Here is a 19,918-nt window from a genome sequence, read left to right as displayed (position 1 = left end):
GGAACGTGCCCGAAAAAAACGTATTAGAGGGTAACGTCGCGACTGCCCGACACGCGGAAGAAGATCAGCATCGCGGCGATCGTCGTGAGCGTCAAGATCGTCGAGAGTGCTGCCGCCGTACCGTAGCTGGCACGAATGACCTCCGTGTAGATGGCGACCGACATGGTCTTGGTCGCGCCCGTGAAGAGGATGACCGAGGAACTGAGCTCATTGATCGCCGTAATCCACGAGAGGATCGCGCCGCTCATGACCCCCGGGAGCATCATCACCGCCGTCACCTTAAAGAAGGTTTTCAGCGGGGACGCACCAAGACTGATAGACGCCTCCTCGATGCTCGGGCTGATCTGATAGAGAATCGCCGAACTCGAGCGCAGGGTATACGGGAGGCGACGGATCACGAGAGAAATGATGATGATGAGTGCCGTCCCCGAGAGGAGCAGCGGTTCTTCATTGAACGCGAGGAGAAGCGTGATACCGAGAACAGAGCCCGGGATGATGTACGGGAACATCGTCAGCGTATCGATGATGTCCGTGAGCAGGCTCTTGCGCCGCGTTGTCAGATAGGCGACCGTCATGCCAAGGAAGACGATGATGAGGATGGCCGCAGTACTGTAAAGGTAGGTGTTCGAGATCGCCGTCCCCAGGCTGCTGAAGATCGTCGTATAGCTCTCAAGTGAGTAGCCGCCCGTAAAGACCGCACCGTTTGTCTCTAGGAATGAGGTGTAGACTACAACGAGCTGCGGGATGAGCGACAGTGCGACGAGCAGATAGATGGCGGCGTGCATCAGTACATTTCGTGCACCATGCAGTTCTTTCACTGCAATCGGGCGCAGGGAGCTCATCGTAAACGACTTGCGGCTCACCACATACTTTTGCAGCAGGAAGATCGTCGAGGTAATGACGACCATGATCGCCGCCATCGCTGCCGCGAAATTCGCCTGATCGCCGACCTCGTTGATGAACTCCGAGTAGATCATGACGGGCATGACGTTGAACCCCTCACCGATCAGCATCGGTGTGCCGAAGTCCGCCATCGCATTCATGAACACCATGAGTGCCCCTGCGAGAATCGTCGGTGTGATGAGCGGTACAATGACCGTCGCCACTTTGCGGATGCCGCTGCAGCCAAGACTCTCTGCTGCCTCAACCAGCGCCGCATCGATGCTCTTCATCGCACCGGCGGCATAGAGATAGATGAATGGATAGAGTTTCAGCGTCAGTACGAGCAGAATGCCTGAAAAGCCGTAGATCGACGGGAACTCATAGTGGAACGTTGTCTGCAGCCATTGTGTCAGAATGCCGCTGCGCCCGCCGATGAGAATCCATGAGTACGCGCCGATGAAGGGCGGCGAGAGCAGCGAGATGATGATGCAGATCTCGAGTGCCGTCTTGCCGCGCACACGGAAAAGTGTCATACAGTACGCGAGTGTTGTTCCGATCACGATAGCAAGCACAGTGACACAGGCCGTCACGCTGAAACTATTGATCATCGACTGATAGTAATATTTTCGCTCGAAAAAGTGTGTGAAGTGCTCGAGCGTGAACTCCCCCGTCATGGCATCCTGAAACGCCGAGATGAAGAGGGAAAAGAGCGGATAGATGAGGAATAGTCCGAACACGGCAATCGACAAAGCCGTGATGCCCGTCCAGAAGTCGAGGCGCACGCCATGCTTACTCATAGTGCACCACATCCTTCAAAATATTGCGTGAGCCATCTGCCGTGAAGACATTGACACGCTTTGCATTGGGGCGCAGGCAGACCGTATCCCCCACCTCCAGCTGCTGCTCGGCATGGCCGAGATCCTGTGAGAACTCGATGGACGCCTGATGCGGCAGGATCATCTCATCGGCAAAGCCGAGGCTGTAGTTGATGTACTTGCCGAGGAACACCTTTGTGCGCACCTCACACGAGAGTCCTGCGGACTGAATGGACAGTTCCTCGGGGCGCACGGAGACGACGACCTCCATGCCGTCCTCTGCCGCATCCTCGATCCCCTCCATGGGCATCTCCCAGCTATTGCGGAAGACGACGCTTGTCTTCTCCCCCGCCCTCTTCACCGTGGCGCGGAAGAGATTGGAGTGCCCGATGAAAGTCGAGACAAAGATGTTCCACGGGCGCTCGTAGATGGTCTGCGGACGCGCCGTCTGCTGGATCTCGCCCTTGTTCATGACAGCAATGCGGTCGGAGATCGAGAGTGCCTCCTCCTGATCATGGGTGACATAGACCGTCGTGATACCGACCTGTTTCTGTACCGCGCGGATCGCGGAACGCATCTCCACGCGCAGCTTTGCATCGAGATTGGAAAGCGGTTCATCCATGAGCAGTACGCTCGGATGGATGACGATGGCGCGGGCAAGTGCAACGCGCTGTTGCTGACCGCCTGAGAGACGTTCGGGAAGGCGATCCTGATAGTCCGTGATCTGTACCACGTCGAGGATTTTATCGACGCGCTCCTTCATCTCCGCCTTTGGCACCTTACGCAGCTTCAGCCCATATTCTACGTTCTCCCGCACGGTGAGATGCGGGAAGATCGCATAGCTCTGGAACACCATGCCGATGTTGCGCTGATGCGCGGGAATGTCATTGATTCGCTTCTCGTTGAAGCAGATGTCACCGCCCTCGATGCTGTTGAATCCTGCGATCATGCGCAGGAGCGTCGTCTTGCCGCAGCCTGAGGGACCAAGCAGAGTAAAAAACTCTCCATTTCGGATATGCTCCGTGATCCCCGGGATAATCGTGAGATCACCGTATTTCTTGACGGCATTCTCGATCTCTATCGCTACGCTCATTTTCACTCCTCCAATCGGAAATACGCACGATCACACTATTATTTATTTAATTGTATGTATTATACAAATATTTGCGATAGAATAATATCCTTAAAACTGCAAAAATATCCGGAAAACTGAACACACAAAAACAGCCCATCCTTGCGAATGAGCTGTAAAACATTAAATATACTACCGTCCTCGACGGAATGAGCCCCCACCACGGTACGTATTGACAACACAGGTGAATACTTGTCCGCACATCGGACACTGAATCACATGGTCGATGATGTCGTCCACCCAACATCCATCTTTTTTCTCTTCCCCGAGAGGACAGGTTTTCTCTACGAGGATAAAGCCCTTGTCGGCGATCAATCGTTTCATCTGCTCAATCGTTTGCTCGTACTGGCGCGGAGAGGAGAAATGAGGCACTTCCTCGACCTCTGAGCAATGTCCGCACACATTCATTCCTCCCAGTGAAATCTACTGCGTCAGGATAGCTTCTGCTGCCGCCATCACGCCGAGCGCGGCGTGCTCGAACGTCAGCCCGCCCTGCAGATAGATGCAATATGGCGCGCGCATGGGGCCATCGGCACTCAGTTCGATCGACGCCCCCTGCACGAATGTCCCTGCCGCCATGATGATCGGATCGGTATAGCCCGGCATATCCCACGGCTCCGGTGCGGCAAATGCATCGACCGGGGACATCGCCTGAATGGCACGTGCAAACGCCTTCATCCGCGCCGCATCCCCGAGCTCAATCGCCTGGATGATGTCGCCGCGCACCTCGTCAAAGCGTGGAAACGTACGGCAGCCAAGCCCCTCAAAGATACCAGCGGCAAAGACCGCTCCCTTGAGTGCCTGTGCCACAACATGGGGGGCAAGAAACAACCCCTGAAAGAGGAGGCGATTCGAGATGAGACTCGCACCGAGTTCATCGCCCATGCCCGGTGCAGTGAGACGGTAGGACGCCATCTCAACGAGGTCACTGCCCCCTGCGATATAGCCGCCCGTCGGGGCAAGTCCGCCGCCGGGGTTCTTGATGAGAGACCCCGCCATGATGTCCACATCCGCAATTGCCGTCGGCTCTTCCGTCTCCACGAACTCGCCGTAGCAGTTATCCACAAAGACAATGCAGTTGGGATTCGCCGCCTTGATGCGCGCGCTGACGGCACGGATATCTGCGATACTGAGCGGCTGACGCTCACTGTAGCCGCGCGAGCGCTGAACGAGAGCCACCTTCGTCTCGGACGTCACGATGCGTGCGATACCGTCCAGATCCACGCGCCCCTCATGCATTGGCAGTTCATCGTAGGAGACACCGAACTCCTTCAGCGATCCGCAGCTTTCATGTGCCCACCCGATCACCGTCTGCATCGTATCGTAGGGCGTGCCCGTGATGGATACGAGGCGGTCACCGGGGCGGAGAATCCCGAACAACACCGTCGCGAGGGCGTGCGTCCCCGAGACGAACTGCGTCCGCACGAGAGCACGCTTAGCGCCAAAGACACGCGCATAGAGCTCATCCAGTTTCTCGCGTCCAAGATCGCTGTACGCATAGCCCGCGCTCACGTTGAAATGCGCATCGGAGACACGGCATTCCCGCATCGCATCAAGCACCTTCTTCGTGTTCTCTTCCGCGACTGCATCCATGTGCTCAAACGCACGACGCGTGCGTGCCAGTACATCCGCCCGCAGACTGCTCAGTTCATCTCTCTGCACAAGGTCCTCCCATTTCCATCATCCGCGATTTTCCTCCTGCTCCCTCGCCCATTGCTCTGCTGCAAGATGCAGATAGCGCACGAGATGCAGCTCCAGTCGCTGCTCCAGCTCCTCCAGATCGGACGCATCGAAGTCATAGCTCACATAGGGCATCCCTGCCACATGGTACTCACCGAAGAACTCATTGCGATAGCAGTTATAATAGATGCCGACATCGTTCCCCTTGGCAAAGTCCACATAGTCGATGATGAGAAATGAGCCATTCGTCAGCTGTGCCGGAGCCGCAGGACGAACGAAGAGCGAAAAGCCCTCCATCTCCTCGGCAAGAGCCGCGCCATACGCCCACGTACGGATCGCATCGCACACGGGAGCAAGCTCCTGCGTCGCCAGCGCCTCCGCATGAAGCTCCGCTGTCACGCGCGGCAGATTCCGTGTAAGCTCCCGCCCGAACGTCTCCAAATCCCCACTGACAAAGGACGGCAGGGCAAAACTCACCACCCCGACCACAACACGCACCTTGTAGGTCTTTGTACCGTCGTCATAGAAGCCAACGATCGCACGATGCTCTGCAGGCGCGTCATAGTGAAAGAAATCATACTGCCCCTCATGCTCTTGTCGCATCTTAGAGAGCGTAAACCCATCCAATTCCTTCGGCAGTGTATCGAGCACAGTCCATGCCGCAAGCGCTTCGTCTACTTCCTTCGTAAACTCCTCCGCCATCGTACGCGTCCATTACTTTCCCGTACGACCACGCTTCGTCATAGGGATTCCCTTGGCGCAGAGCGGGCAGTGCTCGGGGGTATAGGTTTCCACATCCATCGTGAGGAGGGCGGTCGCAGGCACATCGCCGAATGTCGCCTTGCCGCCGCTGCGGTCAACGAGCATCGAGACCGCCACAGGGACAGCACCCGCCGCCTTCACCACGTCGATCACCTCTTTGATCGAGCCGCCCGTCGTCACGATGTCCTCGACAATCAGCACGCGCTCGCCCTCACGCAGAGAGAAACCGCGGCGGAATGTCATCTTGCCATCCACTCGCTCCGTGAAGATCGCGCGGGTTCCGAGGGCCTTTCCCGTCTCATGTGCGAGCAGGATGCCGCCCGTCACGGGGCCGACGACCGTCTCAATCCGCGCATCCTTGAACTTCTCCGCCATTGCCTCACAGAGCTGCTGCGTATACTGCGGGTGCTGCAGCACGTTAAACTTCTCCACATAGTGCGGACTGTGCAGCCCCGACGTCAAGAGAAAATGCCCGTCCATAATTGCGCCCGTCTGAACCAGCAGTGCGCGCACCTCATCCTGCGTCATCATATCTCCTCCATCTCCTTCAAAACAGCCTCTGCGGCCACACGCGGATCCTCCGCCGCATAGATGGCACGCCCCACCACGATCTGCGACGAGCCGGCGCGAAGTGCCGCCGCCGGGGTCATTACCCTGCGCTGATCGTCATGCGCCGCACCAGCGGGGCGAATCCCCGGAGTCACAATCCAAAAATCACGGCCGCAGGCACGTCGAATCTCCGCCGCCTCCACGGGGGATGCAACAACACCATCCAGTCCCGCCTCCTGCGCCAGCGCTGCGCGGCGCAGCACGGCATCCGCAACGGTTCCCGTATGACCGAGCCCCGCCCAGTCCTCCGCATCCATGCTCGTGAGCACCGTCACACCGATCAGCTTCGGACAGGGGATGCCCTCCTCCTCCGCCGCACGGTGAAGGGCCTCTGCTGCTGTCCGCATCATGCGCAGGCCGCCAGCCGTATGGACATTCAGAATGTCCGGGCGCAGACACAGCAGAGAGCAGAGCCCGCCTGCTACAGTATTAGGTATATCGTGTAGCTTTAGATCGAAGAATACCTTCTTTCCCTCTCCTTTCAGCCATGTGACAACGTCACCGCCGAGCGCATAGAAGAGCTCCATGCCAACCTTGTAGTAGGAAACACGGTCTCCCAACTGTCCGACCAGTCTCTCTACAGCCTCGCGTGTATGGACATCCAGTGCAGCAATCAGCCGTTCATCTGCCATCATATCACTCCTCCACCATCCGCACCTGCTCATATCCCCTATGATCCTGCGCTCGTAAGAGGCGCACATGCAGTCCGGTACGACAGCGCAGGACAGGTTCAGCCTCAGCCGTCAGTGACGATAGAACGAGCTCCCCACACGCCCCATCTGCAGCAGAGCTCTGGCCTGCTGCATCGACAACCTCAGCAAAAAGCAGACGTCCATCGAGATGAATGCCCGCACCATCATCATCGCTGCATCCAATCAGCACACCCATCGAGGCGTGCGTGAAAATGTGCGTATGACGCGCTCCCATGCGTTTTACCAGCCGCCGCATACGCTCCTGCGCACATGGGCGTGCACCGATGGAGATCAGCCGATAGAGTGCAGTCTTCTCCAATGTCTCTTCGAGCAGAAGAAGATCCTGCTCCCATGCGATCACCGTATCGGGCACAACGGCGTCCATGAGCCGGACAGCATCTGCCGCCGAGGCACAGGAGAGAACCGTCGCGCCGAGTCCGTCGAGCGCATATTGGAGATCGAGTGTGCGACTGTCCGCAGCATTCCCGACGAGCAGCACCGTACTCGCACGGTGCACGCCGCAGGTACGGAGCATATCTGTCGCTGCCTGCACCTGCCGCACCACATCGCCCTGCGTATAGCAGTGCACCTGCCCGCCAACACCAGTGGTATCCCGCAGCACACTCACGCGCATAAGTCCCGATAAGGGCAGCGTAAGCATGAAAAAAGGGGCGTTCGCCCCCTCCTCTGCCACGGCATCCAAGAACGGGAGCCGCACCATATCTGCGAAATCCTTCACGTCAGCAAGGGACACACCGGCACGTGCGAACGCGCCACGGTATGCCGCTGACTTTTCCTCTGCCCACTTGACCTCGCGCAGGAGCAGCGCGCGCCGCTGTTCCTGCGTGAGCTGCGGTGCACCGCTCATGACTCGAGCGGCCGCTGATAGAAGAACGGCTGAAAGCTCGTATAGCCCATCTTGCGGAAGTTGAGAATCGACTCCGTCGCACCGACAAAGAGAATGCCGCCCGGTTTCAGCGCCTCAAAGAAGTGGCGATAGAGCTGCTCCTTTGCCTCATCCGTGAAATAGATGACCACATTGCGGCAGAGAATGAGATCGAAGCCCGTCTCGAACTTATCCTGCAGGAGATTGTGTCGCTTGAACTCGATCATGCTCTTGATCTCCTGTTTGACGGCATAGTGGTCGCCGTCCACGACATCAAAGTACTTGCGACGACGCTCGGGCGCCATGCTCTTGATCTCGTCCGCCGTATAGACGCCGCGCTTCGCCTTCGCCAGAATCTCGATATCGAGATCAGAGGCAAGGATACGGTGACGCGTCCCGGGCGTCATCTCCTTCATAATGATGGCAAGCGAGTACGGCTCTGCGCCGATGGAGCAGCCAGCGCTCCAGATATTGAGCTTCGACGAGCGTTTTAGGAGGTCAGGGATGACATCCGTCTCGAGTTTGCCGAATTTCTCCGGCGTGCGAAAGAACTCCGACACGTTGATTGTCAGATACTCGATAAACGCAGCAAAATCATCCTTGTTCCCGCACACATGGTCAAAGTACTCGCTGCACTCCTTGTAGCCGGCGCGCGTGATCAGATTGTTGATACGGCGCTTCATCTGCGGTTCTTTGTAGAGATCCAGATCAATCTCCGTCTTTGTCTTGAGCTTCTGCTTGAAAAGCTCCCAATCGCGATCCTCCGACATAACGTCCTCCCGTTCTACCTCTCTCGATCTGCTCCCGTCCAAATTATTGTATCGTAAAGATGCGGCGCGACTGCTTCTCCGCCAGCTTCGGCAGGATCACATGAAGAATGCCCGCCTCATAGGAAACGGATACCTCCGTATCGTTTACATCGTCGATGAGGAAAGAGCGCTCAAAAGCCCCCGTCCTGCGCTCGTGGCAGAGGTACCGCGTCTCCGGAACATCGGCCGCACTGCGCTCCGCCTTGATCTTCAGCCGGCCGTCCTCACTGTACGACACCTCGATTGCATCCTTGGAGAAGCCCGGCAGCTCGGCAAAGATCTCGTACTGCGTCTCCGTATCAATCACATCGACACGAAACGGAAAGAGCACGCCGCCGACCTTGTCCAACGGATTGAAGGAATGTTCCATCACCGTATCCAACGCCTTGCTCAGCATCTCCTGCCCCTTCTCGGCATTCTCCTTCAAATTAAATGGCAATGGACGAAACATAACAGCCACCTCCGACCCTATAACGTACCAATCTACCGTATCATTATAGCAATAACCCGCTTTTTTTTCAATATGGCACATACGCATAAGAATAGGGTCATTCGACGAAGAACAGGAGCTTCGTCAAACAACCCTATAGAGGTTCCTCTTCCCCGGAAAGCGGGGAAGACTCAACCAATTAGAACGCCCAGTTCACCTGTGCACCGCCCGTCACACCGCGATGCGTGCCCTGCCAGCCCGTCATGTGTACGTTGTACGAGAAGCGGCTGTTCTTCGGGGCAAAGCGATACGCCAGCTCAAGCATCAGGCTGCCGCCACGCAGGGAGGGACTTGGTGCATCGTACCCCTGGAAGGATACGCCCGCCTTCCCGCTGAGCTCATACTCCCACGCAAGTCCCGCGAGGATTTCACTCTTTTCGCTGTCCTTATGGGTGTAGCGGAAGCCCATGCGCACGCGGTTTGAGTTCACGACACCAAAGTCATAGGTGTCGACGCCCGCACCGCGCCCACTCGTGGCAATGTCCGCCTGCATGCCCGACTGGCGCGACCAGAAGTAACGCAGGTAGGTATCCAGCCGATCCTTCGCGTTGACACGGAACTCCTTGCCGATGCCGAGATGCGCCGCGTAGTACGCGTTCGAGCTGTCATAGTGCGAGTTCGTGCCGCTGTAGATCGAGCCGCTGTAGTCGCTGCGCGCCTTTCCACCGTGAAGCGCCGCCTCTGCCCAGACGCCATTTGTCTTTTCGAGGCGTCCCATGATGCCTGCGCCGAGGTAGCTGACATGTCCGCTGCCATGCGTCCCGTCGTCCAGGAAGGAGTCATATTTGCCCTTGCCGTATTCGACAAACGGGGTAAAGGTGAGCGTCGCGTGCTTTTTCTTCAGCTCACGCGCCCAGCCGAGGCTGAGATGGTAGCCCTTGGTGTCGGCAAAAGAGCCTGTCTCCGTCTCGATGTCGCTATGCTCCATCGCCGCCCAGAGATGGTAGCCGCGCGCATCCTTATCCTCTGTTCCCGCTGCTTTCTTGGCTGAAGCGATACCGGGGCCGGCGAGGAGGTTCGCGCCGCGGTTGATGAAGTCGGTGGCGGCAGCTCTGGTCTCCGCAAAGGATTTGGTCTGGTCGCTGATCGCCGCCTTTGTGACGGTGGCAATCAGCTCATCCGTTCCCCGCTTCATGATGTCAAAGCCATAGAGGAGCGAGACGCCCTGCATCGCCTCCGCATGATTGACGAGAACCTGCGGAGAAACGCTGTCCGCATCGGTGGTGAGGGTGCCGTTTCCTGCCACTTTCATGAGGCTGATGACGTCATTGACCTTGAGATTCCGTGCCATCCGTCCCTTGACACCAACGCCGACAGCGATGCCGCGGATGTCCTTGCTCGTAACGCCGAGCTTCAGGAGGGTCGGATTCTCGTTTTGGATGTCCTCCCCGAGGTAGAAGTGCAGGTTCTTAATCCCGCTGAAATCGTTGATGTGCGAGGTCGGATGTGCCGTCTCATAGCAGACCGCGAGGGTGTTGTCATGGTCATTTGCCCCACCGACGCCGCCGATAACGTTACCACCGACGTTCGCGCCCGTCAGATTGATGATGTTGTTGTCGTTCCTGCCCGTGGCATTTCCTGCAACAACATTGCCCGTGACGGTGGCGCCGCGCCCGACGTTGACGATGTTCCCCTCGGCGGTGATGCAGCTGCCACCGTAGACATTCCCCGTGACGGTGACGCCGTCCGCGATGTTCACAATGTTGCGCAGTGAGGCGCGCACTGCGTGTCCGCCGTATACATCACCCGTGACGTCTGCCTTCACGTTGACGATGTTGTCGATGGCATCCAGCCCCGCACTGTCGGTAGACCCGCCGATGATCTTGCCCGTAACAGCGGCATTGACGTCGACCGTATTGTTGACGGCACTGCCACCCGTGGAATGCGCGCCCGTGATGACGGTCGCAGCATTCGACGTCGGCGTCACCGTGATGGTGACGCTGTTCTTTTCGGCATCGCCGACTGCCTCTGCGCCCATGACCGACGCGCCGCTGAGGTTTCCTCCCTTCACTTCGACGGTGTTATTCACCGCCTTGCCTGCGCTCTGTGCGCCCTTCAGACTGCCCGTCACCGCGCCGCCCGAGATGACCGCATGATTCCCCGTTGCATCACCCGCAAGGGTATGGGCACCTATGGCCGTGGTGACCGTGCCGCCCGTCACCGCTGCGGTGTTCTCCTCCGCCGCGCCGTTCGTGCTCTCTGCACCCACGAGGTTGTTCGTGACACTGCCGCCAAGGAGGATGGCTTTGTTCTTATATGCCCTTCCCGCCTTGGTCTTTGCGCCGATGGCATTCGTCGCCGTGCCGGCCTCAATCGTCAGCGTATTCTCCTCGGCTGTACCGCTTGCCGTCTGTGTATCCCCCGCGACAGCGTTCGTAACAGTGGCGCCCGCCTGGAGGGTGAGGTTGTTTTCCTTGGTCTCCCCATTTGTTTTGTAGACGGTTTTTCCGCCGAAGACATCGGCATGGGCATTGCTGTTGATTTTAACATCCGCATGCCGCCACTTGTACGCCGAAAGATCAAGGCTGCCGCCCGCTGTCGTTGTGCTCTGGTTATTGTTCGTTACGAGGCTGTATTCAACGTCATCCGAACGCTCACTCCCCGTCGCCGGGTTATAGCCTGTGAGGGTGAGTGTCTTTCCTGCGCCCATGCGGAGGAGATGGACGTTCTTTTCCATGACGTTGCCAAGCCATGTGCTGACGGTACTGCCCGTCGGTGCCTCGATGGTGCTGTAGGTGAGCGTGGTCGTCTGATTCAGGGTAAGGACGTTGTCGCCGTCGGCGACACTTGGGCCGAGGTGAAAGCGGATCGTTTCAAAGCCCGAAAGGGTTCCCGCCTGTGCGCCCTTACTCTGAACGGCAAGGGTGTTGCCCGTCGCATCCGCCTTGTTGCCGCCAGCGATTTTGCCCGTGACCACCGTGGTGGCATCATTTGTGCCATCGCCGATGGTGACGACGTTCCCTGTGGTCTTGCCGCTGCCCGCCGCATAGCCGCCGTATACGTCGCCCGCGACAGTGCCTCCGGTGAGCAGGATCTTGCCGTTCTTGGCATCGCCGCTGCCGCCGTTGTAGCCGCCGTAGAGCGTGCCGCCGATGGTGCCGCCCGCAAGGCTCACTTCACTGCCCGTGACCGTGCCCGTTGCCGCGCTGTCCGCAATATGTCCACCGTAGACATTGCCCGTGACGTATGCTGCGTTCGAGAGGTTCACGATGCCCTTGGTGATCGTGCCCGTCGCCCCCGCAGCCGCAAGGGATGCGCCGTAGACGTCGTGGACGGTTCCGCCCGTGATGACTGCGGTATTTGTCATAGCACTGCCGCTCTTGGTCAGAAGTTTCGCGCCGTATGCCGCTTGGACATTCCCGCCCGAAACGGCGATCATGTTATTTTCAGCGTCGCCTGTCGTCGCATTCGGCTTGTTGTTGATGACAAGTCCGCCGTACGCCGCCGTTGTGATATTGCCGGCGGTGACGGTGAGCTTGTTCGTTTCCACCTTGTTGCCGGCGGCGGTGCGTCCCGCCCACGCCTCGGTGTGGGGAGTCGTTTCGCTGTAAGACGCTGTATGGTTCTTAAACTTGTATCCTGCCGCCGTGACCTGCGTCGTGGATGCCCCATGACTCGACGTGTCAATGGTGAACTCAAAGTCCCCGCTCGTTGTGCTCTTGACCCCGCCGCCCAGCGTATAGGTGTCGTCCGTCCCCTTCATGAAGCTGATGCCCGCTGCATTCTGCATGAGGACGAGGTTATATGGCTCAAACGTACTGATCGTTCCGTTGAACTTACTCGCATCGACGGTGAGCTTGCGCCAGTCGAGGTTATTGGTTGCACCACTGTTCAGCGTAAGCATGGGACTCGCGGCGTTCAGCGCGCTGCTGTTGACATAGAACGCGAGGTTCTCGAAATTTTTGATGTTCGCCGCCGCAACGTTGGTCTTGACGTTCAGCGTGTTGCCCGTCGTGTCCGCCCCGTTGCCGCCGTAGATGGTACCATTGATTGTTGCGGAAAGGCTATGCTCCCCATCGCCGAGGTTCACGGTGTTCCCCGTCGTCTTGCCTGTCCCCGTCGTAAAACCGCCGTAGACGTCGCCCATCGAGCCGCCCGTGATCGTGACACGGTTGCCCGTTGCGCCTCCTGCCGATGTGGCAGAGGAAATATACCCGCCGTAGACCGTGCCGCCGGTGCCGACCGTGCCACCCGAGATATTTACCTTGTTGCCGGTGGCACTGCCGCCATCACTCGACGTAAAGCCGCCGTAGATGTTGCGCACCGTGCCGCTCATGAGGTTCACCGTGTTGTCCGTGCTGTCCTTCTTCGCCGCCTTCGACGTGCCCGTGCCCGCCGTCCAGCCGCCGTAGGCATCACGATGCGTTGTTCCATTCACGGTGAGCGTATTCCCCGTCGTCGTGTTGCCGATGACGGAGCGTCCCGCCCAGACGTCCTCTGTCGCACTGCCCGTCGTTGGGGTCAGAGCATTCCCCTTAAAGGTATAGCCTTTGATCAGGATCTCCGTCGCCGTCGCCGCCGAGGTGTTTGTGTCGATGAATGCCTCGGTCGTATCGCTGCCCGCGAGTTCCTTTGCCCCTGTGTACGTCGTCCCGAGGTTAATGTTTGCCGTGTTCTTCATCAGGGTGAGTTTGCCGCTTGTTGGCATAGCACCCTTGTAGGTAAACTTTCCCCAGTCGAACATTGTCGCGCCGCCCGATATGGTCAGCATGGGATTGGCATCGTTCGTTGTGGTGGCTTTATAGTTGAAGTTCACCATGCCAAAGTTCGCAATGTTACCAACCGTGGCGTTCGTATTGACGTTGAGGACGTTACCCGTCGTGTCCGTCCCGCTGCCGCCGTAGATGGTGCCCGTGACAGTGGTGACGTCGTTCGTCGTCCCATTGCCGAGGTTCACGGTGTTCCCCGTGGTTGCCCCCGAGGCACTGTGCCCGCCGTAGACAGAACCAGTGACAGATCCGCCGTAGAGGTTCAGCGTGTGTCCCGTCGCCGCACCCGTTCCCGTGGTCTTGCCGCCGTAGACATTGCCTGTAACGGAGCCGCCCGTCACCTCGACGATACTCCCCGTGACAGATCCCGTCGCACCTGTCGCCGTCAGTGCCGCGCCGTAGACGCTGCCGCCAACGGTGCCCGCCGTGAGGTGTACTTCGTTGCCCGTGGCGCTTCCATCCTTGGTCTTTACCTCTGCGCCGTAGGCATCTGCTGTCTGCGCCCCCGCATTCAGGATGAGTTTGTTTGTTTCAGCGTTGCCCGATGTCTTGACGCTTCCATCCGCGTTCCGCTCGGTGTTTTCGACCATGCCGCCGCGCGCCGTAAGTGTCGCACTGCCGCCCGTCACCGTCAATGTGTTGTTCTTGACGGTCTTGCCGATGATGGAGCGTCCGCCCCATGCGCCATCGGGTGCTGCGCCCCCCGCATAGGCTGCATTTTTGTTGTTCTGGAAGCGGTACCCCTTGAGGTAGACGTACTGTGGGGTGGCACTGTTGCCGTCAGTCACAAGATCCGCCTCGTAGTCGTCGGATTTGATGTTCCCGCGCGTTCCTGTCGTACTGTAGTTGCTGAGGTTGATAGTGTTGGTATTCTTTAGGAGCGTAAAGATATGGTCGCCCGTCGCACTCGCCGTGACGCTGTCGAGGTCGTCGACATAGATCTTCTTCCAGTCCAGATTCGTCGCGCCGTTCGTGAGGGTCAGAAGCGTGTCGCCCGCCGCAATATGTGGGCTATTGCCCTTGAACCGTACCGTGTCAAAGTTCCAGATATTCTTCGCCGTCGCACTGTCATAGATGTTCAGCGTGTTGCCCGTCGTGTCCGTCTTGTTTCCGCCGTAAATGATGCCAATGACCGTACCTAAGGCAACAGCATCGTCTTTCGTGCCGAGGTTCACGGTGTTTCCCGTCGTTTTGCCCGTGCCGTTCGTATAGCCCGCATAGACATCACCGACCGTACCGCCCGTGATCGTGACACTGTTGCCCGTCGCGTCTCCTGTCGATGTGGCAGAGGAAATATACCCGCCATAGACCGTGCCGCCGATGCCGGATGCCGGGGCGACTGTGCCGCCCGAGATATTGACCTTGTTGCCCGTGGCGCTGCCGCCATCACTCGACGTAAAGCCGCCGTAGATGTTGCGCACCGTGCCGCTTATGAGGTTCACCGTGTTGCCCGTGCTGCTGTTTGCAGCATCGCCCGTCGCATCCGTGCCCGTCCCCGCCGTCCAGCCGCCGTAGGCATCGCGATATGTCGCAGTATTGTTGTTTACCGTGAGCGTATTGCCCGACGTCGTATTGCCGATGACGGAGCGTCCTGCCCAGATGTCTCCCTCCGCATTTGTCGAGGCGGATGTCTTGCCCTTGAAGGTATAGCCTCCGTAGAGGATCTTCTTGACGCCCGTGCCCGTTCCCGTGTCCGTATAGATGACAAATTCCTTCGTCCCGGTACTCGAAACGGCTCTGCTGTGGTCATAGCTTGTGAGCGCAATGCCCGATGCATTGTGCATGAGCGTCGTCTCACCGTCGGGTGCATTGCCGCTGATGTCGAACTTCTTCCAGTCCAGACTTGTCCCGGCGGTGTCATTCAGCGTGAGCATCGTATCGCCCGTATGAATCGTGCTGTTGAAGTTGAACATCACCTTGCCGAAGTTCCGGATGTTCTTCGCCGTCGCCTTGGCGTTGACGTTTAGCACGTTGTCTTTTACGCGGTCACTCGCAGATGTACCCCCACCGCCGTAGAGCGTGACGTTTGCGAGACCGGTCGCGCTGAGAGTACCATCCGCCTTGCCGAGATTCACGGTATTGCCCGTCGCCTTGCCCGTGCCGTTCGTATAGCCGCCGTAAATTTTTGTATTGGCTCCGAAGGTACCGGACTCGATATTGATGGTATTGCCTTTGGCATCCCCCGCCGAGACGTTGTTCGGCGCAGTGAGTGCGGCGTTCGTCGCGATATAGCCGCCATAGAGCGTACCATTCGCGTTGAGCGTGCCGCCTTTGATATTGACCGTGTTGTTTTTTGCGTCGGCATTCTTCGTGGTATCAACCGCCGTAGGATTTGTCTTGCTCGTCGGATCCACAAGCAGATGCACGCCCTCCGTGTAGCCTGCATAGCCGTTCGTCACCGTACCGCCTGTGTTGAGGTTCAGCGTGTTGTAATCCGATCCGCCATTGAGTGCCTTGGTGTAGCCCGCGCGCGCGTTTGTGTAGCTGATGGGCACATGCGCGGACGTCTCCTCGATGTTCAGTATGTTGTGATTTGTTGTGTTGCCATATTTGGAATACCCCGCATGGATGTCTACACCACTCACCGTTGGTGTTTCCGTTGCGTATTGGAAACGGTCGCCGTCGAGAGAAAGACGAGAAACGGTAACCGTCCCTGTAGAGGCCGTATTAGCAAATTTACCAAACTCGTAGTCGCCCACATTATTGAGGAGCATAGGGGCGTAACCTTGGATGGTAAAGTTAGCGCTACTTAGCGCAAGTGTGAGTGTCGGCTTATTAATATTATTGTTTGCTAAATGTGTGACCCACGCATCCAAACCGTCGACAGTAATGTCACTCCAATTAAAATTGTTTGCTCCGGTATTAAAGTTAGTAGACAGCATCGTATCTCCGGAGTTAATACTTGTCCCTAAGACATATTGCATTTTCTGAAAGTTTAAAACGTACCCCATCTGGTTCCCGCTAGTTGTCACTTTCAGTGTATTGCCTGTCCTTACATCCGCGCTTAAATTTTCACTATACCCTCCATAGATAGATGACGTGCTTGATATCCCACTCAATGTAACCGTATTGTGAGTCGCGTTCCCACCTTTTGAATATCCGCCATATCCATATGCTGTATAAAAATAGTAGTTCGATATTCCACCATTTTTGAAGATCAGTTCATTGTATGTTGCATCCCCTGTTGAGGATTGATTATAGCCGGCATATACCTTAACACTTGTTCCACTCAAATATGTACCGTCTATTGTATACTTATTTTTCGTTACGGTATTACCAAGTGTAGATGTCCCCCCATAGATCGGTTGAGGCGTAGGCGTAGAGGCATTTACTGTCACGTCAGCATTCTTAAACTGGTTTGCATCAAAATAGATTTTGTTCGTACTTGTCGTTCCGTCCGCACTCAGTCCATATTCAACATTCCCGCCATCCGTTGTTTTCCACGGTGTTCCACTCAACCCCGCCGCAGAAGAACTCTGAACCAATGTTACACGCTGTGAACCGTTTAGATGCTCTCCCGTCTTTTTCGATGCCACCCATGTCGGCGCTCCGTCGACAGTAATGTCACTCCAATTAAAATTGTTTGCTCCGGTATTAAAGTTAGTAGACAGCATCGTATCTCCGGAGTTAATACTTGTCCCTAAGACATATTGCATTTTCTGAAAGTTTAAAACGTACCCCATCTGGTTCCCGCTAGTTGTCACTTTCAGTGTATTGCCTGTCCTTACATCCGCGCTTAAATTTTCACTATACCCTCCATAGATAGATGACGTGCTTGATATCCCACTCAATGTAACCGTATTGTGAGTCGCGTTCCCACCTTTTGAATATCCGCCATATCCATATGCTGTATAAAAATAGTAGTTCGATATTCCACCATTTTTGAAGATCAGTTCATTGTATGTTGCATCCCCTGTTGAGGATTGATTATAGCCGGCATATACCTTAACACTTGTTCCACTCAAATATGTACCGTCTATTGTGAGTTTATTGTTATAGACATCCCCTGTCCCTAATGTCGGTATATATCCTCCCGCAAGGGGATTCGGATAGGGCGTCGGCGTCGAGCTATCGATCGTTACATCCCCGCCCGTCACATCCGCAGCAGAGATGTGTTTTAAATCCGAAAAGAGTGTCCCTCCCGCGGACAGAGCAAACGCAACGAGAAGCGCCAGCTGTCGTTTGTTTTTCCGATTCTTTAACATGACAATCCCCTCCATGGCATTCCGTTCCAAACTACAGACATCCTATAGTACTATAATCCTAACTATACTCTTCCTCTCATCTCGTGTCAATATGATCTTATGACTTGTGTCATTTCATTTGCTGTGGGTTCATTGTAAAATGAAATCGGACACATAAAAAAGTAGAACATACAGAATCAATCTGGTAAAGTATCTTTGCACAAACACTACCAGAAGGTTCTGTATGTCCCACACTCATTCTACCACAAAACGCCGCACATTCAAGCACTTAAACGTCTATCAGCGCGGGCAGATCGAAGCGATGCTGCGTCTCGGTGTCCCCAGGGTGAAAATTGCCAAAGACCTTGGCATCGCCCGCTCCACCTTGTACGAGGAAATAAAGCGCGGCACGGTAGCGCAGAAGCGTTCCGATTGGACGTACTATGAGCAGTATTTTGCACAGTCCGGTCAAATGCGCTATGAGCGCAATCGTGAGAACTCCGGAAAACCGTCCAAATTTAACGCTGCACAGGACTTCATCCGGTATGTAGAAAACGCCATTCTCAAAGACAAACACTCTCCTGATGCAATCTGCGGGCGTGCCAAGCGTATGAATCTGTTCGAGGTGTCTGTCTGCACAAAGACCATCTACAACTACATTGCGATGGGGTTGCTCAAGGTCAAAAACATCGACCTGCGACAGAAGGTACGCCGTCGTAAGCGCAAAGAGAAAAAGAACCATGACGACGGCAGGACGCTCGGTGAGAGTATTGACCGCCGTGACCCTCTCGTTGACGAACGCTCCACCTTTGGGAATTGGGAACTTGACACCATCGTCGGGAAAAAGGGAACGGATCCTGTTCTGCTTGCCGCAGATGAACGTAAGAAGCGAAAGAGACACCTTATAAAGATTCGTGCAAAGACCGCAGAGGCAGTTGCCGAGGGGATTGCCAAACTAAGAGAGCTCTATGGGGCACAATTTTCACAGGTATTTCGTACGATCACCTGCGACAATGGGAGCGAGTTCGCTCGTCTGCAAGAAGCTGTTCCAGAGGCGAAGGTGTACTATGCTCATCCTTACGCACCTTGGGAACGTGGAACGAACGAGAAGCAGAATGCCCTCGTTCGGTATTTCATTCCGAAGGGCATGGATATGACGAACTTGAGCGAGGAAGAAGTGCAGCGCCTAGAGGATTGGATCAATACGCTGCCACGCAAAATTCTAGGTTATGAGACGCCACAAGAGCGCTTCGATGCCGCGCTAAAAAATCTTCACCCATAATTTTTGATTCTGTTATGCTCTACTGTCCGATTTGATATTGCAATTTAGGATAAAAATAAAGCCCTCGCGATCTCTCGCAAAAAGCTTTATTGTTTCCTATTGTCATGATGAATTTAGGGGTTGTATCACGGTTTTTGTCGCCTTTACAGAACTTTCCTTAATATATTTCATACGTGCATGAGCCCGCTCCGCCCTGCACGCAAGCAACTGTTTTATCTTCAGTGAGATGCGTCCACTCAATGCCATACTTCAAAAAGATCTCTGACGAAGCTGTATCAGTGATTCCATTACTCTTTCGTTGCTATGAATGCCACCCCTCACCTCTACGGAACTTGAACCCCATGCGCCTCCGCCATCTGTCGCACAGCATTCTCCGTCAGCTCTGTCATCTGCGCCACTGTCGAAATTGGTGTTCCGGCACGCAGCATATTTATTGCTACATGGGTGATTCCGTCATGTCGCCCTTCGGCACGCCCCTTAGCAAGGCCCTCGGCAAGTCCCTCGCGTCGCGAGCCGTTCATATCACTCACATAATCATGCTCATACTTCTCCCGCTGCTCGTATTTGCGCCGTCTCCCGGCGTCGCGCATGAATGTCTCTATCCGATCCCACGCCATGTTAATCGCCGCTTCACTCATTGCAATCTCCTCCATTTCCTCATTGCTCAATTTGTTCCCGATGAACGCCATCCATTTATCCAATGTCCGCATCTGGCGTATATCCGTACGTGTCACCTTCGGCAGCTCCAAAAAGTGGATCTCTAAATCCTCTGTCAGCCGATGCTCTCCCGTCTCATCATACAGTCCATACATGTGATGAAAGCCCTTTAGTGGGAGATAGGTATAGCCAAGCAAGTTGATTGAAATGGTTCGTCGCAGATGTGCGTAATCTTCCCCTCGCCTCAGTGTACTTTGGTAGAGTTTCGCCCAGTAGTACAGGCTCCGCTGTCCCATGTTCTGCCGCTTCTGTACCTGAACTTCAATATT

At 56.0% G+C, this 19,918-nt stretch carries 13 protein-coding genes; 1 reads left to right on the top strand and 12 read right to left on the bottom strand.

Annotated elements, in window-relative coordinates:
- Window positions 1–23: 23 nt before the first annotated feature.
- The 11 genes from AXE86_RS10445 to AXE86_RS10400 form a co-directional block, all read right to left on the bottom strand.
- Entirely contained in the window at window positions 24–1,679 is a 1,656-nt protein-coding gene (locus tag AXE86_RS10445; protein WP_061946710.1) for an ABC transporter permease, read from the bottom strand.
- Window positions 1,672–2,790 carry an ABC transporter ATP-binding protein gene (locus AXE86_RS10440; protein ID WP_061946709.1) on the bottom strand — a complete coding sequence of 373 codons (1,119 nt, stop codon included), beginning with the start codon at window positions 2,788–2,790 and terminating at the stop codon, window positions 1,672–1,674. Before AXE86_RS10440 ends, AXE86_RS10445 begins: the two co-directional genes overlap by 8 nt.
- 171 nt (window positions 2,791–2,961) lie before the next feature.
- Entirely contained in the window at window positions 2,962–3,237 is a 276-nt protein-coding gene (locus AXE86_RS12370) for a hypothetical protein (RefSeq protein ID WP_232294874.1), read from the bottom strand.
- A 15-nt stretch (window positions 3,238–3,252) separates the two neighbouring features.
- Complete coding sequence (locus tag AXE86_RS10435; protein ID WP_061946708.1) at window positions 3,253–4,491, bottom strand: methionine gamma-lyase family protein; 1,239 nt, start codon at window positions 4,489–4,491, stop codon at window positions 3,253–3,255.
- An 18-nt stretch (window positions 4,492–4,509) separates the two neighbouring features.
- Window positions 4,510–5,211 (bottom strand): hypothetical protein, encoded by a 702-nt coding sequence (locus AXE86_RS10430; protein WP_061946707.1) that lies wholly within the window; start codon window positions 5,209–5,211, stop codon window positions 4,510–4,512.
- 12 nt (window positions 5,212–5,223) lie between these two features.
- Window positions 5,224–5,799, bottom strand: coding sequence for an orotate phosphoribosyltransferase (gene pyrE / locus AXE86_RS10425; RefSeq protein WP_039980835.1), 576 nt, complete (start codon window positions 5,797–5,799; stop codon window positions 5,224–5,226).
- On the bottom strand, window positions 5,799–6,512 hold the full coding sequence (gene pyrF, locus AXE86_RS10420; RefSeq protein ID WP_061947007.1) for an orotidine-5'-phosphate decarboxylase: 714 nt from the start codon (window positions 6,510–6,512) through the stop codon (window positions 5,799–5,801). The genes pyrE and pyrF overlap by 1 nt, the downstream gene beginning before the upstream one ends.
- Window positions 6,513–6,516: 4 nt before the next feature.
- Complete coding sequence (locus AXE86_RS10415; RefSeq protein ID WP_061946706.1) at window positions 6,517–7,440, bottom strand: hypothetical protein; 924 nt, start codon at window positions 7,438–7,440, stop codon at window positions 6,517–6,519.
- On the bottom strand, window positions 7,437–8,228 hold the full coding sequence (locus AXE86_RS10410; protein WP_061946705.1) for a CheR family methyltransferase: 792 nt from the start codon (window positions 8,226–8,228) through the stop codon (window positions 7,437–7,439). The genes AXE86_RS10415 and AXE86_RS10410 overlap by 4 nt, the downstream gene beginning before the upstream one ends.
- Before the next feature lie 43 nt (window positions 8,229–8,271).
- Entirely contained in the window at window positions 8,272–8,718 is a 447-nt protein-coding gene (locus AXE86_RS10405) for an Hsp20/alpha crystallin family protein (RefSeq protein ID WP_061946704.1), read from the bottom strand.
- Between the two features lie 178 nt (window positions 8,719–8,896).
- Complete coding sequence (locus AXE86_RS10400) at window positions 8,897–16,180, bottom strand: hypothetical protein (protein ID WP_157064445.1); 7,284 nt, start codon at window positions 16,178–16,180, stop codon at window positions 8,897–8,899.
- A gap of 1,714 nt (window positions 16,181–17,894) precedes the next feature.
- On the opposite strand from AXE86_RS10400, the gene AXE86_RS10395 reads away from it, so the two are divergent.
- Window positions 17,895–18,932, top strand: coding sequence for an IS30 family transposase (locus AXE86_RS10395; RefSeq protein WP_061946702.1), 1,038 nt, complete (start codon window positions 17,895–17,897; stop codon window positions 18,930–18,932).
- Between the two features lie 323 nt (window positions 18,933–19,255).
- Here AXE86_RS10395 and AXE86_RS10390 read toward each other — a convergent pair whose 3' ends face one another.
- Complete coding sequence (locus AXE86_RS10390) at window positions 19,256–19,915, bottom strand: Rpn family recombination-promoting nuclease/putative transposase (RefSeq protein ID WP_257721078.1); 660 nt, start codon at window positions 19,913–19,915, stop codon at window positions 19,256–19,258.
- Between the last annotated feature and the right edge of the window lie 3 nt (window positions 19,916–19,918).

Source organism: Selenomonas sp. oral taxon 136 (genome assembly GCF_001554015.1).
GTDB lineage: Bacteria > Bacillota > Negativicutes > Selenomonadales > Selenomonadaceae > Centipeda > Centipeda felix.
This window is presented reverse-complemented; position numbering and strand designations above follow the sequence as displayed.